22 protein-coding genes are annotated in these 22,114 nt (G+C 40.4%); 21 read left to right on the forward strand and 1 reads right to left on the reverse strand.

From position 1 onward, the window contains the following. Window positions 1-20: 20 nt before the first annotated feature. The 5 genes from rsmG (at window position 21) to HNR31_RS05485 (ending at window position 4,156) form a co-directional block, all read left to right on the forward strand. Window positions 21-737: a 16S rRNA (guanine(527)-N(7))-methyltransferase RsmG gene (rsmG, locus tag HNR31_RS05465; protein ID WP_181555264.1), complete on the forward strand. Its 717-nt coding sequence runs from the start codon at window positions 21-23 to the stop codon at window positions 735-737. A 45-nt stretch (window positions 738-782) separates the two neighbouring features. Beyond that, window positions 783-1,628 (forward strand): nucleoid occlusion protein, encoded by an 846-nt coding sequence (gene noc, locus HNR31_RS05470; protein WP_181555265.1) that lies wholly within the window; start codon window positions 783-785, stop codon window positions 1,626-1,628. Between the two features lie 139 nt (window positions 1,629-1,767). Continuing rightward, a complete protein-coding gene (locus HNR31_RS05475; protein ID WP_181555266.1) occupies window positions 1,768-2,529 on the forward strand; it encodes a ParA family protein in 762 nt (253 codons plus the stop codon). Further along, window positions 2,522-3,379: a ParB/RepB/Spo0J family partition protein gene (locus tag HNR31_RS05480; RefSeq protein WP_181555267.1), complete on the forward strand. Its 858-nt coding sequence runs from the start codon at window positions 2,522-2,524 to the stop codon at window positions 3,377-3,379. Before HNR31_RS05475 ends, HNR31_RS05480 begins: the two co-directional genes overlap by 8 nt. A 72-nt stretch (window positions 3,380-3,451) precedes the next feature. After that, window positions 3,452-4,156, forward strand: a complete 705-nt coding sequence (locus tag HNR31_RS05485; RefSeq protein WP_181555268.1) for a DUF554 domain-containing protein — start codon at window positions 3,452-3,454, stop codon at window positions 4,154-4,156. Between the two features lie 95 nt (window positions 4,157-4,251). On the opposite strand, the gene yyaC is transcribed toward HNR31_RS05485, so the two are convergent. Beyond that, complete coding sequence (gene yyaC / locus HNR31_RS05490) at window positions 4,252-4,875, reverse strand: spore protease YyaC (RefSeq protein WP_181555269.1); 624 nt, start codon at window positions 4,873-4,875, stop codon at window positions 4,252-4,254. Window positions 4,876-5,051: 176 nt separating this feature from the next. Here yyaC and HNR31_RS05495 point away from each other — a divergent pair, with 176 nt between their 5' ends. From HNR31_RS05495 to HNR31_RS05570, 16 genes are all read left to right on the forward strand, one after another. Then, the gene (locus tag HNR31_RS05495; protein ID WP_181555270.1) at window positions 5,052-5,951 is read left to right on the forward strand and encodes a mechanosensitive ion channel family protein; all 900 of its coding nucleotides are present in this window, start codon (window positions 5,052-5,054) and stop codon (window positions 5,949-5,951) included. Between the two features lie 25 nt (window positions 5,952-5,976). Continuing rightward, window positions 5,977-6,171, forward strand: coding sequence for a DUF951 domain-containing protein (locus HNR31_RS05500; RefSeq protein ID WP_181555271.1), 195 nt, complete (start codon window positions 5,977-5,979; stop codon window positions 6,169-6,171). Window positions 6,172-6,213: 42 nt separating this feature from the next. Continuing rightward, complete coding sequence (locus HNR31_RS05505; protein WP_181555272.1) at window positions 6,214-8,229, forward strand: molybdopterin-dependent oxidoreductase; 2,016 nt, start codon at window positions 6,214-6,216, stop codon at window positions 8,227-8,229. A gap of 81 nt (window positions 8,230-8,310) precedes the next feature. Then, window positions 8,311-9,411, forward strand: a complete 1,101-nt coding sequence (ychF, locus tag HNR31_RS05510) for a redox-regulated ATPase YchF (RefSeq protein WP_181555273.1) — start codon at window positions 8,311-8,313, stop codon at window positions 9,409-9,411. Between the two features lie 105 nt (window positions 9,412-9,516). Beyond that, entirely contained in the window at window positions 9,517-9,807 is a 291-nt protein-coding gene (rpsF, locus tag HNR31_RS05515) for a 30S ribosomal protein S6 (protein WP_181555274.1), read from the forward strand. A 32-nt stretch (window positions 9,808-9,839) separates the two neighbouring features. Then, complete coding sequence (gene ssb / locus HNR31_RS05520) at window positions 9,840-10,334, forward strand: single-stranded DNA-binding protein (RefSeq protein ID WP_181555275.1); 495 nt, start codon at window positions 9,840-9,842, stop codon at window positions 10,332-10,334. Window positions 10,335-10,372: 38 nt separating this feature from the next. Beyond that, the gene (gene rpsR / locus HNR31_RS05525) at window positions 10,373-10,609 is read left to right on the forward strand and encodes a 30S ribosomal protein S18 (RefSeq protein WP_027408127.1); all 237 of its coding nucleotides are present in this window, start codon (window positions 10,373-10,375) and stop codon (window positions 10,607-10,609) included. Window positions 10,610-10,716: 107 nt separating this feature from the next. Next, entirely contained in the window at window positions 10,717-11,646 is a 930-nt protein-coding gene (locus HNR31_RS05530) for a YybS family protein (protein ID WP_181555276.1), read from the forward strand. Window positions 11,647-11,687: 41 nt separating this feature from the next. Beyond that, window positions 11,688-13,658, forward strand: a complete 1,971-nt coding sequence (locus tag HNR31_RS05535; protein WP_181555277.1) for a DHH family phosphoesterase — start codon at window positions 11,688-11,690, stop codon at window positions 13,656-13,658. Beyond that, on the forward strand, window positions 13,658-14,107 hold the full coding sequence (gene rplI, locus HNR31_RS05540; RefSeq protein ID WP_181555278.1) for a 50S ribosomal protein L9: 450 nt from the start codon (window positions 13,658-13,660) through the stop codon (window positions 14,105-14,107). The genes HNR31_RS05535 and rplI overlap by 1 nt, the downstream gene beginning before the upstream one ends. Before the next feature lie 113 nt (window positions 14,108-14,220). Next, a complete protein-coding gene (gene dnaB, locus HNR31_RS05545; RefSeq protein ID WP_181555279.1) occupies window positions 14,221-15,585 on the forward strand; it encodes a replicative DNA helicase in 1,365 nt (454 codons plus the stop codon). Between the two features lie 441 nt (window positions 15,586-16,026). After that, window positions 16,027-17,313, forward strand: a complete 1,287-nt coding sequence (locus tag HNR31_RS05550; RefSeq protein ID WP_181555280.1) for an adenylosuccinate synthase — start codon at window positions 16,027-16,029, stop codon at window positions 17,311-17,313. A gap of 147 nt (window positions 17,314-17,460) precedes the next feature. Next, the gene (yycF, locus tag HNR31_RS05555; protein WP_181555281.1) at window positions 17,461-18,171 is read left to right on the forward strand and encodes a response regulator YycF; all 711 of its coding nucleotides are present in this window, start codon (window positions 17,461-17,463) and stop codon (window positions 18,169-18,171) included. Between the two features lie 9 nt (window positions 18,172-18,180). Next, on the forward strand, window positions 18,181-20,010 hold the full coding sequence (gene walK / locus HNR31_RS05560) for a cell wall metabolism sensor histidine kinase WalK (protein WP_181555282.1): 1,830 nt from the start codon (window positions 18,181-18,183) through the stop codon (window positions 20,008-20,010). Further along, complete coding sequence (locus HNR31_RS05565) at window positions 19,991-21,340, forward strand: YycH family regulatory protein (protein WP_181555283.1); 1,350 nt, start codon at window positions 19,991-19,993, stop codon at window positions 21,338-21,340. Before walK ends, HNR31_RS05565 begins: the two co-directional genes overlap by 20 nt. After that, window positions 21,327-22,112 (forward strand): two-component system regulatory protein YycI, encoded by a 786-nt coding sequence (locus HNR31_RS05570; RefSeq protein ID WP_181555284.1) that lies wholly within the window; start codon window positions 21,327-21,329, stop codon window positions 22,110-22,112. The genes HNR31_RS05565 and HNR31_RS05570 overlap by 14 nt, the downstream gene beginning before the upstream one ends. The last annotated feature ends 2 nt before the right edge of the window (window positions 22,113-22,114 follow it).

The raw sequence follows: 22,114 nt of genomic DNA on the forward strand, positions 1-22,114 counted from the left end.
TATAGTGAAAGGATTGGCGTATGGATACAAAACAGTTTCAAGCGATGCTTGAGGAGAATGGAATTTCCCTTTCTCCTCGAGCATTACAGCAATTTGAGCAGTATTATGAGCTATTGATAGAATGGAACAAAAAAATGAATTTAACGGCGATTACGGACAAGCCTAGCGTCTATTTAAAACACTTCTTTGACTCTCTTTCTCCGGCATTTTACTATGATTTTTCTCAGGTGACGTCGATTTGTGATGTTGGAGCAGGGGCTGGCTTTCCAAGCGTTCCATTAAAAATTTGCTTTCCACATTTGAAGCTATCAATTGTCGATTCTTTGCAAAAGCGCATCACATTTTTACATCATTTAGCGGCTGAACTTGGGTTAGAAGACGTAGCGTTTTATCATGATCGTGCGGAAACGTTCGGAAGAAAAGAGGGAATCCGCGAATCGTTCGATGTCGTGATCGCTCGTGCGGTTGCACGAATGTCGGTGCTGAGCGAGCTTTGTCTTCCATTAGTAAAGTTAGATGGGACGTTTATTGCAATGAAAGCAGCAGCCGCTCAAGAAGAATTAGAACAGGGCAAAACAGCTATTCAAGTACTAGGTGGGGAAATTACTGCAATTGAGCAGTTTGCGTTGCCGATTGAGCAAAGTGAGCGTACGATTATCTTTATTAACAAAAAGCGAAAAACACCAAACAAATATCCTCGGAAACCGGGAATACCAAACAAGCTTCCGATTGAATAGTTTTCTTACAATTTAGGGGAGAGTTTTTAAAGGTGGTGTAGGGGAATGAAACATCCTTTCTCGCGCTTCTTTCATTTCGGGGAAAAGGAACAAGAAGAAATCATAGAAAAAACAGAAAGTGAAGAAGTCAAAAAAATTCCGGTATCACAAATTGTGCCTAATCGTTTTCAGCCGCGCACGATTTTTGACGAAGAAAAAATTGAAGAACTTGCTTTAACGATTCGCACACATGGCATTATTCAGCCAATTGTTGTTCGTGAATGCGAGGATGGGAAGTTCGAAATCATCGCAGGAGAGCGGCGTTGGCGCGCTGTCCAAAAACTTGGGTGGACAGAAATTCCAGCTATCATCAAAAACTTAAATGATAAAGAAACCGCTTCTGTTGCTTTAATTGAAAACTTACAACGCGAAGAGTTAACGCCGATTGAAGAAGCTATGGCGTATGCGAAATTATTAGAGCTACATAACTTAACGCAAGAAGCTCTAGCTCAGCGTTTAGGAAAAGGGCAATCCACCATTGCGAATAAATTGCGGCTATTAAAGTTGCCTAAAGAGATTCAAGAAGCATTGTTACAAAGAACCATTACCGAACGCCATGCGCGAGCTTTAATTGTGTTAAAAGATAAAGAAAAGCAATTAAAGCTTTTAAAAGAAATTATTGAGAAACAATTAAATGTCAAACAAACAGAAGACCGTGTTTTGAAACTGCTCGAAGCTGCCAATCCAAAGCCAAAGCCAAAACGGAAAGCATTTAGCAAAGATATGAGAATTGCTGTAAACACGATTCGCCAATCGCTGACAATGGTCGCCGATAGTGGAGTGGCGATTGATTCCGAGGAAGAAGAGTTTGAGGACTATTATCAAATTACCATTCGTATTCCGAAAAAATAAATAGTTCTGTTTCACCTCATCAAACTTTATTTGATGAGGTTTTTTCATTGATTTGAAATTAAAAGCAGAAAACGCGTCCATCTCTTTCGTTTCGTGATAAAATAGAGGATATGAGTAAGAGATAAGGGTAGGTGTCATCGTGGGCAAAGTGATTGCGATTGCAAATCAAAAAGGCGGAGTGGGAAAGACGACAACAGCAGTCAATTTAGCCGCTTGTCTAGCACATATAGGAAAAAAAGTATTGCTTGTTGATATTGATCCACAAGGCAATGCGACAAGTGGCATTGGAATTGAAAAAGGGGATGTCGATGAATGTATTTACAATGTTCTTGTTGAAAATATGAAAGCGAAAGATGCCATAAGACCGACAAATATTGAAAATTTATATATGATTCCGGCCACCATTCAACTAGCTGGAGCAGAAATTGAGCTTGTGTCTGTCATCTCACGAGAGATTCGCTTGAAAAACGCGCTTGATCCTTTGAAAGGGCAGTACGATTTCATCATCATTGATTGTCCTCCTTCACTAGGATTATTGACGCTCAATGCGTTAACCGCAGCGGATTCCGTGTTAATTCCTGTACAATGCGAATATTATGCACTTGAAGGATTAAGCCAACTATTAAATACGATTCGCCTTGTACAAAAGCATTTAAATGGCAATTTAAGACTCGAAGGCGTCGTCTTGACGATGTTAGACGCCCGAACCAATTTAGGTATCCAAGTCATTCAAGAGGTTAAAAAATATTTTCGTGAAAAAGTGTATGAGACGATCATTCCGAGAAACGTTCGTTTAAGTGAAGCTCCAAGCCATGGAAAACCGATTATTCTTTACGATGTAAAATCGCGAGGAGCGGAAGTATATTTAGAGTTGGCAAAGGAGGTGCTAGAGCGTGGCTAAAGGTCTTGGAAAAGGGATTAATGCGTTATTTGCCAATTTAGAAGTGAAGGAGGGGGACTCGATTCAAGAAATCAACATTAAAGAATTACGTCCCAATCCTTATCAACCGCGCAAAACATTTCGGCTGAAAGCGATTGAAGAGTTAAAGCAGTCGATTTTACAACATGGGATTTTGCAACCGCTTATTGTACGAAAAAGCATTAAAGGGTATGAAATTGTCGTTGGAGAGCGACGATATCGTGCCGCGAAAGAAGCGAATTTAAAAACGGTTCCTGTTGTCGTTCGTGACTTAACTGAACAGCAAATGATGGAGTTTGCGCTACTAGAAAATTTACAGCGTGAAGATTTAACCCCGATTGAAGAAGCAACGGCGTATCAAACATTGATACAGAAGCTCAAACTAACGCAAGAAGAAGTAGCCAACCGCGTTGGAAAAAGCCGTCCTCATATCGCCAACCATCTCCGGTTACTTTCACTACCAACAGACATTCAGCAGCTCATAACCGATGGCGTTTTATCAATGGGGCATGGACGAGCATTAGTAGGATTAAAGAATAAAGATAAAATGAAAGCGATTGTCGATAAAGTCATTCGCGAACAGTTAAATGTTCGCCAGCTTGAAAAGCTCGTTCAAGAAACCAATCAAAATGTTTCACGTGAAACATCGAAAAGAAAAAAAGTAGAAAAAAGCGTATTTGTGAAACAAAGCGAATCATTATTAAGAGAAAAACTTGGGACAAATGTAACAATTAAACAAAATCGCAAAAAAGGAAAAATTGAAATTGAATTTTTTTCTACTGAAGATTTAGAAAGAATACTAGAGTTATTGAATGTGCAACTTGATGAATAAAGAGATCCATCTATTTTTGATGGTTTATTTTTTTACGTCGTACATACTGATTGTGGTAGGAGGACAATAAAGTTGGTACTGCTGGGAACAGTCGTCAATGGGATTTGCATTACGTTTGGCTCATTGCTAGGAAAGCTATTTCATCGTATTCCTGAGCAAGTAAAATCGACGGTGATGAGTGGAATTGGCCTGGCGGTGACATTGCTTGGAATTCAAATGGGATTAAAAGGCGAGCAGTTTTTAATTGTCATTTGTAGTCTTGTTCTTGGTGGAGTGTTAGGTGAAATATGGAGACTTGATGAAAAATTAAATCGCTTAGGCGATTGGCTGGAGAAAAAAGTAGGGGCGCATCAACAAGGAAATATCGCTAAAGGATTTGTCACCGCCACGCTCTTGTTTGTGATCGGGGCGATGGCCATTGTCGGTGCGTTAGATAGCGGTTTGCGCGGTGACCATCGCGTTTTATATACTAAATCGATCATTGACGGCTTCACAAGTATAATTTTGACGACAACCCTTGGTGTCGGGGTTATTTTTTCTGCCATTCCTGTTATGTTGTATGAAGGAGCGATTGCCTTACTAGCTACGCAGATTGAGCGGTGGGTTCCAAAAGGATTGCTAGAGTCGTTTATTTCTGAATCCACCGCAACTGGTGGTATTTTAATTATTGCAATTGGGTTAAATATATTAGGCATCACGAGCATTCGTGTCGCCAATTTACTTCCTAGTATTCTTGTCACGGCCTTGCTTGTATCGCTTGCGTATTTCTTTTTATAAATAAACAATCCCCTCTTGTTCCAGTAACAAAGAGGGGATTGTTGTTTTTACGTTGGTAAGTCCTCCGCCTCTAAGCGGAAACAGGGGAAAGTAGGTTAAAATCGTGGATAGTAGTCTTGGTTCATCATAAAGTGAGATAAATAATCTTTCCGCTTTAGTTGTTTGTCTACTTCATAAATGCCATTGGCAATCGTTCTAGCCATATTCATCACTAAATGAAGACGAGTATTTTGCAATACAAAAAACTCCATAAAGCCGCTCACATTCACGACTCCGGTAATATGGAGATCACCCACGGGCGGGAGTTGTTTATTGACCCCGGCTCCCGGTTTGACGGGTCCTTCTGCAATTGTAATAGCGCCAACACTTTTTAATCGGCCTAAACACGCGTCAACAGCAATGATAAATACGTTCTCATGAATCGAACGAATGGCAGAAATTTTTTCCTCTAAGTTCATCGCATGAATAGGCTCTTCCAATGTACCGTACACATGGAAATGAGAAACATTTTTTTCCTTTAACATCGTGCCAACAAGTGGTCCAAGTGAATCTCCGGTAGAACGATCGGTTCCGATACAGACAATAGCGATCGGCTGGGACAGCGGAGAAGGAAGTAAGGAAATGAGCTGTATGGCAACTAAAGTAGAGGCGCCTTGTTCATCATGAAAAATTCGTTTATTTCCGTCTTTTGAGTGAAAAGAAATAGACGGTATATTCATAAATGTTCACTCCTAGCTCCGATTAAGTATTAACAGTATACGGAAAAAAAGCACATTATATACATTTCCTTTCTCGTTTCTTGTTAGAGTTATTACTACAAATCTGTTGAAAATCTTGATACAATAAATAATTGATTACAGCAGGGGATATACAATCGTAAGAGGTGTCAATCAAAGTGAGCAAAATTGAAAAGTTTTATGAGGGAATAGCTTCTTTTTTTACCAATGAAGAGTTGTGGACCAATATAGGTATAGGAACTGTAAAAATTATTACCATTATATTGTTATGTTCCATCTTTTCAAAAATTTTAAAAGTAGCTGTTCATAATATTTTTAAAGTACGACAAAAAGCGCCCATTCGCATTTCAGAACGAAGAGAAGCAACGTTGTTAAGGTTGTTAGACAACGTCATTACGTATGTGCTGTATTTCATTGCTTTGATTATGGTGCTAGATACGTTCGGCGTTGAAGTAAAAGCAATTCTTGCCGGAGCGGGAATTGTCGGACTCGCTGTTGGTTTTGGTGCACAAAGTTTGGTAAAGGATGTCATTACAGGGTTTTTTATTATTTTTGAGGACCAATTTTCTGTTGGCGACTATGTCCGAATCGGCAACTTTGAAGGGTATGTAGAGGCGATTGGATTAAGGGTCACAAAAATTAAAAGTTGGACAGGTGAAGTTCATATTTTGCCAAATGGGAGCATTAACCAAGTCACCAACTTCTCTCTAAACAATAGCGTTGCTGTTGTGGATGTTAGTATCGCCTACGAAGAAGACATTGAAAAAGCGGAACAGGTCATTCGCGAGCTACTTTCCGAGTTGCCGGAGAAGTATGAAGATATGGTAGCTCCTCCTGAACTATTAGGCATTCAAAACTTTGCAAATTCAGAAATTGTTATGCGCGTTACGTGTGAAACAAGGCCGATGCGTCATTGGTTTGTTGCGCGCGCATTGCGCAAGGAAATTAAACTTCGATTAGATGAACATGGTATTGAAATCCCATTTCCACGACTCGTCCTGTATAATCGTCAAGACGAAGGAGAATCGATGCCGAAAAATGCGAAAGAAAATGCCTAAATAAAACAGTGATAGGGGTGAGCAAATGGAAAAAGAGTTTGGGTTACATGATATTGTTGAGATGAAAAAGCCACATCCTTGCGGAACAAATCGCTGGAAAATTATTCGTATGGGAGCGGACATTCGTATTAAATGTGAAGGTTGTGCACATAGTGTTTTAATTCCTAGAAAAGAGTTCGTAAGAAAACTAAAAAAAGTATTAGTGAGGCATGAGGAGTAGTTCCCTCATGCTATTTCTGTAAGAAAGGGAGAGAAGTGGGGAATGGAAGAGATACACATTTCATCTTGCCCGTTAAATTGCTGGGATACATGCGGACTCAAAGTAACAGTAAAAGATGGGAAAGTAATGAAGGTTGAAGGCGACGAAACTCATCCGATTACGCAAGGGAAAATTTGCGGGCGCGGTCGTATGTTAGAAGCGCGCACGAATTCCAAAGAGCGTCTGCTTCACCCTCTTAAAAAAGTAAATGGCCAGTTTGTGCGCATTTCTTGGGAGCAAGCATTAGATGAAATTGCTGAAAAGATGAAAGAGATCAAGAACATATACGGAACAACGGCTGTGCTTCATAGCCACGATTATGCGAATAACGGGTTGTTAAAAAATTTAGATCAACGCTTCTTCCATTGTTATGGAGGCGTGACGGAATTAGCGGGAAGTCTTTGTTGGGGGGCCGGAATTGAGGCACAAACGTGGGATTTCGGCAGCTCGTATAGCCATGCCCCGGAAGATATTTATAACAGCAAACAAGTCGTCGTATGGGGACGAAACGTTGCACGGACGAACATGCATTTATTTCAACATCTCCTAGCAGTCAAAAAACGCGGAACAAAAGTCATTGTGATTGATCCTCTCTTTCATCAAACAGCGCAAATGGCTGACTTATATGTGTCTGTCAAACCGGGAATGGACGGTTTTTTGGCTATAGGAATTATGAAAGAGATATTACGCCTTGGCCTTGAAGATCGCGCATTTATTGAACAACATACAGTCGGGTTTGACGATGTGGTAACGCTGCTAGAAAGTATTACCATTGATGAGATTGAACGAATTACCGAAGTGGATCGCAGTGTCATGACCGAATTAGCTGTCATATATGGCAACCGCCCAACGATGACATATTTAGGGCTGGGAATGCAGCGTTATGCCAATGGCGGAAATACGATTCGATTGATTGATGCGCTCGTTGCAATCAGCGGAAATATCGGCATTCCTGGAGGCGGTGCTAATTTTGGCAATCTCCAAGTCAGTCAAAGTTTTAACATCAAAGCATTGACATTACCGGAGCGAAAAACTGCCTCTCGTACGTTTACGATGATGAAGCAGGCGGAAGGAATTTTACAGGCAAAAAACCCGGAAATTAAAATGATTATTGTTACATGCGGAAATCCGCTTACGCAAGTGCCGAATACTCATCTTGTGAAAAAAGCGTTCCAGTCAGTAGAAACGGTTGTTGTATTTGATCAATTTATGACGGACACAGCGGAATTAGCCGATTACGTTTTACCAACGACAACGGTGTTTGAAGAAGAAGATATTTATTATTCCTCGATGTATCATGCGTATGTCAATTACGGTCCAGCGCTTGTCGAACCGCCGGGTGAAGCGAAATCCGATCTTTGGATTTGGACACAATTAGCGAACCGTCTCGGATTTGGTGACGACTTTGCTTTTACAAGGGAAGAGTTTTTGAAAATGGGGTTACGATCATTAGAACGGTACGGAATTACGTTAGAGAGATTAAAAAAAGAAAAGCATATGCTTCTTCCCGTCCAACCGGTACCATGGAGTGACTATCAATTTCAAACACCGAGCGGAAAATATGAATTTACCTCAGCCTTAGCGGAACAAAAAGGCATGAACGGAACATTGCAGATTATGTATCCAGCAGAATCGGCATTTGCCAACCCGACATTAGCGGAAAAGTATCCGTATCAGTTATTAACGATTCATCCGCTTCGCTCCAATCATTCGCAACATTATCATTTAATTGAGCCGATGCAGTCTGTGAAAATTGAAGTGTCAAAAGATATTGCCGAAGAAAAAGGGTTAGCCGAAGGAGATATGGCAAGAGTGTTTAACGATCGCGGCGAACTTATTGGAAAAGTGAAAATTCTTATCAAGGCGCATCCGAAAACAATTAATGTTGACGAAGGACAATGGCAAAAATTTGGCGGTAGCGTGAATGTCCTGACATCTGATCGTGAGTCAGACAACGGTCAAGGGAGTACGTTATACGATTGTTTAGTCAATATTGAAAAAATCAGCGAATCACAGTGACAGCGCATGAATGCGCTTGTCATTTTCTTTTCAACTATCTATAATGAGGAAAGATGTTGACGGTTAAGAGGAGTGGAAAAAATGGGATTAACAGCAGGAATTGTTGGTTTACCAAACGTCGGAAAATCGACGCTATTTAATGCTATTACAAAAGCGGGCGCAGAATCCGCTAACTATCCTTTCTGTACGATTGAACCGAACGTTGGAATTGTCGAAGTACCTGATGAACGGTTGAAAACATTAACGGGGTTAGTCAAGCCAAAAAGAACGGTACCAACCGTGTTTGAATTTACCGATATCGCTGGAATTGTGAAAGGTGCAAGCAAAGGCGAAGGATTAGGAAATAAGTTTTTATCTCACATTCGCCAAGTTGATGCGATTTGCCAAGTCGTTCGTTGTTTTGCCGATGAAAACATTACCCATGTTGCTGGAAAAGTCGATCCGCTTGCCGATATTGAAACGATTAACTTAGAGCTCATTTTAGCCGATCTTGAAACGGTAGATAAGCGCATTGATCGCGTTGGAAAAATGGCCAAGCAAAAAGATAAAGATGCCATGTTTGAATATGAGATTCTTGCTCGATTGAAAGAAACATTTGAAGCAGGAAAAGCGGCGCGCACCTTATCGTTTACAGAAGAAGAAATGAAAGTCGTAAAACAGCTTCATTTACTGACGATTAAACCGATGTTATATGTTGCCAATGTGGGCGAAGAAGATGTAGCGAATCCGGACGATAATCCATTCGTACAACAAGTGCGTGAATTCGCGAGAAATGACCATGCGGAGGTCATTGTTGTTTGTGCGAAAGTGGAAGAAGAAATCGCTCAATTGGATGACGAAGAAAAAGAATTATTTTTACAGGAGCTCGGCATTGAGCAATCGGGGTTAGATCAACTTATTCGCGCTGCGTATAGTTTATTAGGGCTTGCGACGTTCTTTACTGCTGGGGAACAAGAAGTGCGGGCGTGGACGTTCCGAAAAGGAATGAAGGCACCGCAATGCGCCGGAATCATCCATTCTGATTTTGAGCGTGGATTTATTCGTGCTGAAACGGTTTCCTATGATGATTTAGTCGCAGCAGGGTCGATGGCAGCGGCACGCGAAGCAGGAAAAGTGCGATTGGAAGGAAAAGACTACGAAGTACAAGATGGCGATATTATCTATTTCCGCTTTAATGTTTAATATTGCTTCTATTTTTTAACCGTGATATAATCAAAAAATGTGAGTAATATTTTATTGCTCCTTGCCCTTTTATAGGGCCGTTTAGACCAAAAGGAGGTGACTAGCATGAAAAGAAAATACGAAATCATGTATATTATCCGCCCAAATTTAGATGATGAAGCGAGAAAAGCAGTTGTAGAGCGCTTCAATACTATTTTAACAGAAAACGGTGCGGAAATTGCAAACGTCAAAGAATGGGGTAAACGTCGCCTAGCATATGAAATCAAAGATTTCCGCGACGGTTACTACATGATTGTGAACGTAGTGTCTGAACCAAAAGCGGTACAAGAGTTCGACCGTTTAGCGAAAATCAGCGAAGACATTATTCGTCACATCGTTGTGAAAGAGGAAGAATAATTTCCGTTATTAAGTATTAAGGAGTGGTTCTGATGATTAACCGCGTAATTCTTGTAGGGAGACTTACAAGAGACCCAGAATTACGCTATACTCCAAATGGAGTAGCTGTTGCCACGTTTACGCTTGCTGTCAATCGTCCGTTTACGAACCAACAAGGTGAGCGTGAAGCGGATTTTATTAACTGTGTCGTCTGGCGTCGTCCCGCGGAAAATGTAGCCAACTTCTTGAAAAAAGGAAGTTTAGCTGGAGTGGACGGTCGCTTACAAACGAGAAGTTATGAGGGCCAAGATGGAAAACGTGTGTACGTGACTGAAGTGGTTGCTGATAGCGTTCAATTTCTTGAACCTAAAGGTAGCATGGAGCAACGTGGTGCAACAGCAGGTGGCTACTATGGAGAGCCATTTCCATTTGGACAAAATCAGAACCCGCGTAACACAAACGATCATGGCTTTAGTCGCATCGATGAAGATCCATTTGCCAATGATGGACAACCTATTGATATTTCCGATGACGACTTACCGTTTTAATGAATATATGAAATCAGGATGAGGAAGGAGGATCAATAATGGCAGGACGTAAAGGTGGACGTGCAAAACGTCGTAAAGTGTGCTACTTCACAGCGAACGGAATTACTCATATCGACTACAAAGACGTTGATACACTCAAAAAATTCATCTCTGAGCGCGGTAAAATTTTACCTCGTCGTGTGACTGGTACAAGTGCAAAATATCAACGTAAGTTAACTGTTGCGATTAAGCGCGCTCGTCAAATGGCATTATTGCCATATGTAGCAGGTGAATAAAAAGAAGAAGCAGTAAGGGGGAAACCTTACTGCTTTTTTTATGCTGTGTGATGGTTTTATCATTTCTGTGAATTAGGGTAATATAGTGAGGTAAGGAGGGCGAAAAGTTGAGAAATACATATGCGTTAACGGAGGCTGCCATCCAGCTGGCTCTGTTTACTGTTTTATTTTTAGTTTCATTGTATGTACCATTATTAGGAGCGGTGACAACATTATTTTTATCGATTCCGTTTATTATTTTTACCATCAAGCACGGTTATCAACAAGCGTTGCTATTGCTTGTTGCATCGCTTGTTGTTTCCTCGGTTGTTGGTTCACTACTTTCCCTTCCCGGCGTTCTTATGTTTGGGACAGCTGGCATCGTCATAGGTGCGCTACTGGCAAAACAGAAAAATCGTTATGTTGTTTTAGTGGCAGGAACGATGGCATTTTTATTCAATATGGTGATCGACTACATCATTTCCATTCAATTTTTTGAAATGGATATTATTAAACAAGCGCTTTCATTGCTAAATGAATCTTTCCACACAGCCATACAAATGATGCGCGGAATGGGGCAGCAACCGCCAAAGGAATTGCAAGAACGTTTTGAACAAGGATTGGAACTTATCAAATATGTAACTCCTACGTTATTTGTACTAGGTGCGTTTCTGCTAGCCTATGTGACAATGATTGTTTCTGTTCCAATTTTAAAACGATTAAAACTTTCTGTGGGGACTTGGCCACCGTTTCGCAATTTCAGTTTACCGAAAAGCTTATTATGGTATTATTTACTGATTTTAATAGTGACGTTTCTCCCATTGGAAAAAGGAACATTTGTCTACATTGTTGTTCTAAATTTATACTATTTGCTGCAGTTGTTGTTTGTCGTTCAAGGCCTTTCTTTTCTTTATTATGTTGGCGACCGAAAGAACATTCCAAAAGGGATGATCGTCGGGGGAACGGTGCTTTGTTTATTTCTCCCTTTTCTACTTTATCTTATTGCGATATTAGGTATAATTGATTTAGGATTTGAATTACGGAAACGCATCTTGTAATGGATGTGTTCGGATTATTTATGATGTAGGAGCTGACATGAATGTCTCATTTTTATGAAAAGAAAGCATATCGCTATCCCTTGTATTCGTTAATCGTTTTAACGTTTATTTTGGTTGCTATCATATTTTATTTTCAATGGATTTTAGGGATAGCTGGCTTTTTGCTCCTCGGCTTTGTGCTTTATTATGTTATGCGCTCACAGCGGGAATTACAGGAAGAGGTAGAGGAGTATATTTCTACGCTCTCTTACCGAGTAAGGAAGGTAGGAGAGGAAGCATTGATGGAGATGCCCATTGGAATTATGCTTATCAATGATGATTATACGATTGAATGGGCGAACTCCTTTTTAGCTTCTTGCTTTGGAATGGAGACGCTTGTAGGGCAGTCATTGTATGATATCGCAGATCAACTCGTTTCACTGATGAAACAAGACGTTGATGAGGAAATGGTCGATATTCGTGATCGAAAGTTTAAAGTGATCGTAAGAAGGGAAGAAAGGCTTCTTTACTTTTTTGATATAACTGAACAAGTGGAAATCGAAAAGCAGTATGAAGCCGAACGAATTGTATTAGGAATTATTTTTCTTGATAACTATGATGAAGTTACTCAAGGGATGGACGACCAGGCAAAAAGCCAAATGAACAGCCATGTGACTTCCATCCTAAACAAATGGGCACACGATTACGGTCTCTTTTTAAAAAGAACCTCATCGGATCGTTTTATTGCCGTATTAAATGAACAGATATTACAACAGCTTGAAAAAAGCAAGTTTTCGATTTTAGATGAGGTTCGTGAGCAGACAATGAAGAATAATATTCAGCTTACATTAAGTATCGGAATCGGTGCGGGTGCCTCTTCATTACCTGAACTAGGGGCTCTGGCGCAGTCGAGTTTAGATTTAGCATTAGGTCGTGGCGGCGACCAAGTCGCGATTAAACAAGCCAATGGAAAAGTAAAATTTTATGGTGGAAAAACAAACCCGATGGAGAAACGTACACGGGTACGGGCACGTGTCATTTCCCATGCGTTAAAGGAATTGATTGTCGAAAGCGATAAAGTGCTCATTATGGGCCATAAATACCCGGATATGGATGCTCTGGGAGCAGCAATAGGTATTTTAAAAGTGGCTCAGCTTAACCAAAAAGAAGGGTTTATTGTTATTGATACGACGCGCATTGATGCCGGTGCCCACCGCCTGATTGAGGAAATAAAAAAACATCCAGAGCTTTGGGCACGATTTATTAAACCGGAGCAGGGGCTTGAGCTTGTCACAGACGATACGTTGTTAATTGTGGTAGATACCCATCGCCCGTCATTAGTCGTGGAAGAAAAATTATTATTCCGAACAGATCATATTGTTGTTATTGATCACCATCGCCGTGGTGAGGAATTTATCGATGATCCGATTCTTGTCTATATGGAACCTTACGCCTCTTCTACTTCGGAACTCGTTACGGAATTGTTAGAATACCAACCGAAACGTACGAGGTTAACGATGTTAGAAGCAACAGCATTGCTTGCTGGGATTGTTGTCGATACGAAAAGTTTTACGTTGCGCACCGGCTCGCGCACGTTTGATGCTGCTTCCTACTTACGCGCACAAGGAGCAGATACCGTTTTAGTACAAAAATTATTGAAAGAGAATATAACAAACTATGTGAAGCGGGCAAAAATGATTGAAAATGCGTCAATTGACGCAAGAGGAATTGCGATCGCTAAAGGCGATCCAAATGAAATGTATGATCAAGTTCTCATTGCTCAAGCAGCGGATACGTTATTATCACTAAGCGGGGTTGTCGCTTCATTTGTGATTTCAAAGCGGATTGATCATAAGATTGGCATTAGTGCTCGCTCATTAGGAGATATTAACGTTCAAGTAATTATGGAAAGTTTAGGTGGCGGTGGGCATTTGACAAACGCTGCCGTGCAATTATCTGATGTGACCATTGAAGAAGCAGAACAGCGTTTACGAACAGCCATTGATGAATACTTAGAAGGGGGTAAAAAGTGATGAAAGTTATCTTTCTAAAAGACGTAAAAGGAAAAGGAAAAAAAGGTGAAATTAAAAACGTAGCTGATGGATATGCGCAAAACTTTCTTTTCAAACAAGGTCTTGCCATTGAGGCAACACCAGCTAATTTAAAAGCGCTTGAGGCACAGAAAAATAAAGAAAAACGCCAAGCAGAGGAAGAACTTGAAAAAGCAAAGCAACTAAAGGAACAATTGGAACAATTAACGGTACAAATATTTGCAAAAGCTGGTGAAGGAGGCCGCTTATTCGGTTCAGTCACAAGCAAACAAATAGCCGAAGCGCTTCAAAGCCAATATCAAATTAAAGTCGATAAGCGTAAAATCGAGTTAGATGATGCAATTCGCGCATTAGGGTATACAAACGTACCGGTAAAACTTCATCCAGAAGTAACTGCAACGTTAAAAGTGCATGTAAGTGAACAAAAGTGAACGCATAAAAATGTGATTTTATGAGGAAGTCATTCCTTCCCATATAATCACATTTTTCTTATGGTTATTGTGTTTCAATTGGATCGAAAAACAGAAAAAGGTGGTGAAAAGAGATGAACGATGTATTTGCTGAGCGCATTCCTCCGCAAAGCATTGAGGCCGAACAAGCGGTGTTAGGCGCTGTGTTCCTTGACCCTTCCGCTTTAACATTAGCTTCGGAAATTTTAATTCCTGAAGATTTTTACCGTGCTTCCCACCAAAAGATTTTCCATGCGATGCTAAAGGTAGCCGATAAAGGAGAGCCGGTTGATTTAGTTACAGTAACAGCAGAATTAGCAGATGCGCAAATATTGGAAGAAGTAGGCGGCGTCTCATATTTAAGCGAGCTTGCTGATGCGGTTCCGACCGCAGCGAATGTCGAGTATTATGCTCGCATTGTTGAAGAAAAGTCGATTCTGCGCCGCCTAATCCGCACTGCCACATCGATTGCTCAAGATGGCTATACACGAGAAGACGAAGTTGATGTTTTATTGAATGAAGCAGAAAAGAAAATTATGGAAGTATCGCAACGGAAGCATTCCGGTACGTTCCAAAACATTAAAGATGTGCTTGTGCAGGCCTATGATAATATTGAAATGCTTCATAATCGGAAAGGAGAAATTACAGGGATTCCGACCGGTTTTACAGAGCTTGATCGAATGACGGCTGGATTTCAACGAAGCGATCTTATTATCGTCGCTGCTCGTCCTTCCGTAGGGAAAACGGCGTTTGCATTGAATATCGCGCAAAATGTTGCTACGAAAACAAACGAAAATGTCGCCATTTTTAGTTTAGAGATGAGCGCCCAACAATTAGTTATGCGGATGTTATGCGCAGAAGGAAATATTAATGCGCAAAACTTGCGGACTGGTAAACTAACACCGGAAGATTGGGGAAAATTAACGATGGCGATGGGGAGTTTATCGAATGCTGGCATTTATATTGACGATACGCCTAGTATTCGAGTCAGCGATATTCGGGCAAAATGTCGCCGCCTGAAACAAGAAAGCGGACTGGGAATGGTATTAATTGATTATTTACAGCTCATTCAAGGTAGTGGAAGAAATCGAGAAAATCGGCAACAGGAAGTATCGGAAATTTCGCGTTCATTAAAGGCGTTAGCTCGTGAATTGGAAGTGCCTGTCATCGCTTTATCACAGCTTTCACGCAGCGTAGAACAACGCCAAGACAAGCGGCCGATGATGTCCGACATTCGTGAATCAGGAAGTATTGAACAAGACGCTGACATTGTGGCATTTTTATATCGCGATGATTATTATGATAAAGAATCAGAGAACAAAAACATTATAGAAATTATTATTGCGAAACAACGGAATGGCCCGGTTGGTACGGTGCAATTAGCATTTATTAAAGAGTATAACAAATTTGTGAATCTGGAGCGTCGCTTTGACGATGCCCATATTCCGCCAGGAGCATAATGTTAACAAAGGGGTCGCTATTTTGATAAGGAGCGTCCTCTTTTTTATAAATGGGAAACGAAAAGTGTCTAGTTTCAGTGCTCAACTCATTTGTTTCTTGAATAGGTATCCATGTAAAACTTGCGAGAAGCATGATTAGAAAAGAGATGCTTTAAGCAGTTCAGGGGTTAAATAAACTCCGCTTTCGAAGTGCAAGAGCTTCTAGCTTCTAGCGGGCAAAGAACATTTGTCCATCGCAGAAACTAGAATGGCGGCATTTCGCCGTTGGTCCACAGGGTGTCGGCAGTTTTTAGGAGAATTTGGGTCACCTGCGCTTTTCTTATAGGTTGAATACGAATGAAATAATAAAAATAATTGATAAATGTTCGTGTTTTATTGACTTTCATTCGTAAAACTGCTACACTTACTATGTTTATATCGAGAAAAGTGGAGGTGCTCGCCATGTCTTCGGTCGTCGTTGTCGGCACGCAGTGGGGCGATGAAGGGAAAGGAAAAATTACTGATTTCTTATCTGAAAATGCAGAAGTCATTGCAAGATATCAAGGTGGGAACAACGCAGGACATACGATTGTTTTTAACGGAGAGAAATACAAACTACATCTGATTCCATCTGGAATTTTTTATAAAGATAAAATATGTGTGATCGGAAATGGAATGGTTGTTGATCCGAAAGCGCTTGTTGCGGAATTACAATATTTACATAATCACGGCATTTCAACAGATAACTTACGAATTAGCAATCGCGCGCATGTCATTTTGCCATACCATCTGAAACTTGATGAAGTGGAAGAAGAGCGAAAAGGAGCAAATAAAATCGGCACGACGAAAAAAGGAATTGGTCCAGCGTATATGGACAAAGCGGCTCGCGTCGGCATTCGTATCGCTGATTTGCTCGATCGCGAAGTGTTTGAAGAAAAGTTAGCCCGCAATTTGCAGGAGAAAAACGTTCTTTTTGAAAAAGTATATGGCGTTGAAGGGTTTCAACTAGAGGACATTTTAGATGAATATTATGAGTATGGACAACAAATTGCTCAATACGTCTGCGATACATCGGTTGTTTTAAACAACGCTCTCGACGAAGGACGCCGCGTATTATTTGAAGGTGCACAAGGTGTTATGTTAGATATTGACCAAGGGACGTATCCGTTCGTCACTTCATCCAATCCGGTTGCTGGCGGTGTCACTATCGGTTCAGGTGTAGGACCAACGAAAATTAAACATGTCGTTGGCGTAGCTAAGGCGTATACAACCCGTGTTGGCGATGGACCATTTCCGACGGAACTGCACGATGAAATTGGCGACCGCATTCGTGAAGTAGGGCGTGAATATGGTACGACAACAGGGCGTCCGCGCCGCGTTGGTTGGTTCGATAGCGTTGTTGTTCGCCATGCTCGCCGTGTGAGCGGCATTACTGATTTATCGTTAAACTCCATTGACGTGTTAACAGGGATTGAAACGTTAAAAATTTGTGTGGCCTATCGCTATAAGGGACAAATTATTGAAGAATTCCCAGCAAGCTTGAAAGTATTAGCGGAATGTGAGCCTGTATACGAAGAGCTTCCGGGTTGGACGGAGGATATTACAGGAGTTAAAAGCCTCGATGAGCTGCCAGCCAATGCCCGTCATTATATCGAACGAATTTCGCAATTAACAGGTATCCCGTTATCGATTTTCTCCGTTGGTCCGGACCGCTCGCAAACGAATGTTGTCCGTAGCGTATATGCATAATCTTCTTATACAAGCATAGATACAATGTGTCTATGCTTTTCTTTTTGAATTGGCAATGGGTAATAAGTGAATTCAATCGTATAACGTGATAAATTAATAGTATACGTATTTTTCGATTCCATCGATAAAGAAAGGATGTGAACAATGATGGAAAAACGAATTCTTGTTGTTGACGATGAAAAACCGATTGCAGATATTTTGCAATTTAATTTACAAAAAGAAGGATATGAAGTAGTTTGCGCATATGACGGAGTCGAGGCACTTCAAAAAGTAGAAGAAGTGACGCCCGATCTGATTTTATTAGATATTATGCTCCCACAAAAAGATGGGATGGAAGTATGCCGCGAAGTGCGGAAAAAGTATGATATGCCGATTATTATGTTAACGGCGAAAGATTCAGAGATTGATAAAGTACTTGGATTGGAATTAGGGGCGGATGACTATGTAACAAAACCGTTTAGTACAAGGGAATTATTAGCACGCGTGAGAGCGAATTTACGTCGCCATTCTCAAAGTGCTAATACGTCGGAAGAGAACAATGACATGAACGAGATCACTGTTGGTTCACTTGTTATTCGTCCTGATGCGTATATTGTGTCAAAACGAGGAGAAACGATCGAATTGACACATCGGGAATTTGAATTGCTTCATTACCTTGCTAAACATATTGGGCAAGTAATGACAAGGGAGCATTTATTGCAAACCGTGTGGGGATATGATTATTACGGAGATGTTCGTACCGTCGATGTAACCGTGCGCCGCTTACGAGAAAAAATTGAGGATAATCCGTCTCATCCAGCATGGATTGTCACGCGGCGAGGAGTCGGTTATTATTTGCGCAACCCAGAACAGGAGTAAAGGAAACCAATGAAAAAAGTAGGTCCATTTCGTTCGATTCATTTTAAATTTGTTTTGATTTACGTGCTTCTCATTCTTGTTGCGATGCAAATCATTGGCGTATATTTTGTGAGAAAGCTAGAGACAGAGCTTGTGCAAAACTTTAAAAACTCTCTAAATGAGCGAGTGACGCTGCTTGCCTATAACGTGGAACAGGCAATGAGTAAAGAGAGAGATTCGAAAAGCCCGACGTTAGAGGAAGATATTCGCTCCCTTCTACATGATTTTGTCTCCCAAGACATTTCCGAAGTACGGATTATTGATGATAAAAGTAAGGTGCTTGGCACATCGAACCCTTATATGCAAAACATCGTTGGCAAAAGGACAACAGAGATTTTTGTGAAACGAGCACTCGTTACAGGAGAAATGGTTGATCGAATGTTCATTGATCGAAAAACAGGGCATCGCATGTACATTTCCTCGACACCGATTAAGCCGGGCGGCGAAATTAAAGGTGTTATTTATGTCATCGCTTCGATGGAAAATGTATTTTCACAAATGAGACAAATTAATATGATTCTAGCGACAGGAACAGGGATCGCGCTAGCTATTACTGCAATATTGGGCATCTTTCTATCGCGGACGATTACCCGCCCAATTTCGGATATGCGAAAGCAAGCCCTTGCGATGTCGAAAGGGAACTTTTCTCGAAAAGTAAAGGTGTATGGTTATGATGAGATTGGCCAATTGGCCATGACATTTAACAATTTGACAAAAAAATTACAGGAAGCCCAAGCAACAACGGAAGGAGAGCGCCGAAAGTTAGCCTCCGTGTTAACGCATATGACCGATGGAGTGATTGCGACTGACCGCCGCGGGAGAATTATTTTAATTAACGATGCCGCATTGAATATTTTGAATGTTTCACGTGAAACAGTTCTTTCAAGCTCAATTATTGATGTATTAGGCCTCGGCGACCAATACACATTTGAGACGTTACTAGAAGAGCCCGATTCGTTAATTTTAGACTTTAGTACGGATGACGAATTATATATCTTGCGTGCTTCTTTATCCGTTATTCAAAAAGAAACTGGATTTGTCAACGGATTAATCGTTGTGCTGCATGATATTACGGAGCAAGAAAAAATCGACCAAGAACGGCGAGAGTTCGTCGCCAATGTTTCTCATGAGCTGCGGACGCCTTTAACAACAATGAAAAGTTATTTAGAAGCGTTAGCAGAAGGAGCTTGGAGGGATGAAGAGATTGCCCCACGGTTTATTGAAGTCACGCAGATGGAAACGGAGCGAATGATTCGATTAGTCAATGATTTACTTCAGCTCTCCAAACTCGACAGCAAGGACTATAAGCTGAATAAGTCATGGGTGAATTTTTCACGATATTTTCATAAGGTAATTGACCGTTTCGAATTAACGAAAAATGAAAATATTACGTTTGTGCGGAAAATTCCTGATGAAGCGATTTTTATTGAAATCGATGAAGATAAAATCACCCAAGTGCTCGATAACATTATTTCCAACGCGTTAAAATATTCTCCTCGAGGCGGTAACATTACGTTTCGCGTCAAAGAGCTGAGCGATGAAATTTTAGTTAGCGTCAGTGATGAAGGAGTTGGTATCCCGAAAGCAGATTTAGCAAAAGTATTTGACCGATTTTATCGTGTCGATAAAGCACGGTCACGTAAACTTGGCGGCACAGGGCTGGGATTGGCGATCGCTAAAGAAGTGGTCGTTGCCCATGGAGGGAAAATTTGGGCAGAAAGTAAGGAGCATAAGGGCACAACGATTTTCTTTACTTTACCGTTTGAACGGATTCAAGAGGATGACTGGTATGAAGTATGAAACAATTAAAACGATTATATTAACTTTTTTAGTGTTGACAAGCATTGTGTTGACATGGGGACTATGGACATACCACCCCAAATATGATGTAATGCAAAATGATGAGTATATCCAGCACATATCAGTCAGCAATACGCAAGTCGATACGGCGATGATTGTTCAGCCTTCACAAATATTCATCCATAAAAATAATGCCCACTATGGAATGATTGAAGAAGAAGAAATCAACGCGTTATTAAAAGAAATGAAAAAATGGACATTCGATGATTTCGAAAATATTTCAACGACCATTCCGAAGGGGAATTTCTTATCGTTTTTACATGGAAGAGGGAAAATTGAAATCGTTTATCCAGATGATATTCCGATTGATATTTATCGTGCAATTTTTCAAATTGAAGATAAAGGAATTAAAAGAGTTAGCTTTGACCGAATCATCATCCCTGTTGAGAAACAAGAAGATATTTCTGTTTACTTTGTTTCAACGAACAATCGAAGAGTATATAAAGCTGTAGCCAGCAATGTTTCATTCGCGGAAATCGAACGTTTATATGATGAAAAAGCAGACAAGTATCCACGCTATTTTGCTTACAACATCAGTGAGACAAAGTCCATCTTCCTTCCTGAAAAAGAAGTTACGCTGAGTCGGTTACAATATTACACAGATGAACTTGATCCTGATAAGTTTAAGGAAGCGTTATTTAGCGATCCGAGCTTTGTGAAAAAAGATTTGCTCACGTTTGGCGAAGAATATACAGATGGTTCACGGCTGATGGATGTGGACTTTTTACAGCGGTTGTTGTTATATGTCAATCCTGCTGCCCAAAATACAATGAACAGGACGAGTGAGGAAGATAGCAATTTGATCCAACGAAGCATTGATTTTGTCAACGAGCATGGCGGTTGGACGGACATGTACCACTTTGCTGAATGGGATCATGAAGAACGGAAAGTTATTTTTCGTTTGAGTATGAATAACTATCCTGTGTTTAACGATTATGGAATGTCTGAAATTGTTCAAACGTGGGGCGATAATGAACCGATTAAGTACCAGCGTCCGTTATTTCGTCTGGAAATTCCAGACCGTGTAAGTGTGCCTATGAAACTGTTATCTGGTCATGAAGTGATTGAAAAGCTACAGAAAATAAAAGGATTCAAAAAAGAATTAGTGAATTGGATTACAGTAGGATATGAGCTTGTGAAAGATCCGGAGAGGGAAAAGGTTATTATTTTGAAACCGGCTTGGTTTTATTTGTATGGAGGAACATGGCGGGAAGTTCCGATGGAAGAGTTAAACAAAGAAAGAGGAGGGAACGTGAATGGATTGGAGTAAAACAAAAACGATTTTTATTATTACGTTCCTTATCCTCGATTTCTTTTTGGGTTATCAGTTTATGGAAAAACGAAGCAACAGTCAATTAGATGTCATTTTAGAAACAACGATTGAGGAGCAGTTAGAAGCAAATGGCATTACCTACGTGGAGCTGCCCAAAGAAATTACAAAAGCGACATATGTAAGCGGAAAGAGTAAAACGTTTACCCGTCAGGAAATTAGCAAATTATTCAATCAAAAAGTCACTGTAAGCAATCAAACGATTTTGCAGGCAACGTTTATTCATCCTATATCTCTTTCTAATTTTAGAGATCCGTATCGTTTGAGCGAGTTCTTACAGCGCCATATTCTTAATGGTAAAGATTATACGTTTTGGGCGTTTGATGAAAAATCGAATACCATTATTTGTTTTCAAAAGTATAATGGCAAAGTTATTTATAAAAATGTAAGTAGCATGTTGTTGCTTCATCTAAATGAAAAAAATGAAGTTGTTTCCTATGAACAAACTCTATTAGATGATTTAGAGAAATATGAGAAAAAGCAAGAAATCATTCCAGCCATTAAAGCCATTGAAACGTTATATAAAAAAGACTATTTGAAACCGGGAGACCATGTTACGTCCATTGAACTTGGTTACTATGCGCTTGTTCAATTTACGGCTTCACAAGTGTTAACACCAACATGGCATATTGTAGTGAACGGAAAAGAAGATTATTTTATTAATGCGTTTGAAGGACAGATTATTAGCGATGAAGGGAAAATGTTGGAGTGAGA

The organism is Thermaerobacillus caldiproteolyticus (assembly GCF_013761245.1).
Lineage (GTDB): Bacteria > Bacillota > Bacilli > Bacillales > Anoxybacillaceae > Thermaerobacillus > Thermaerobacillus caldiproteolyticus.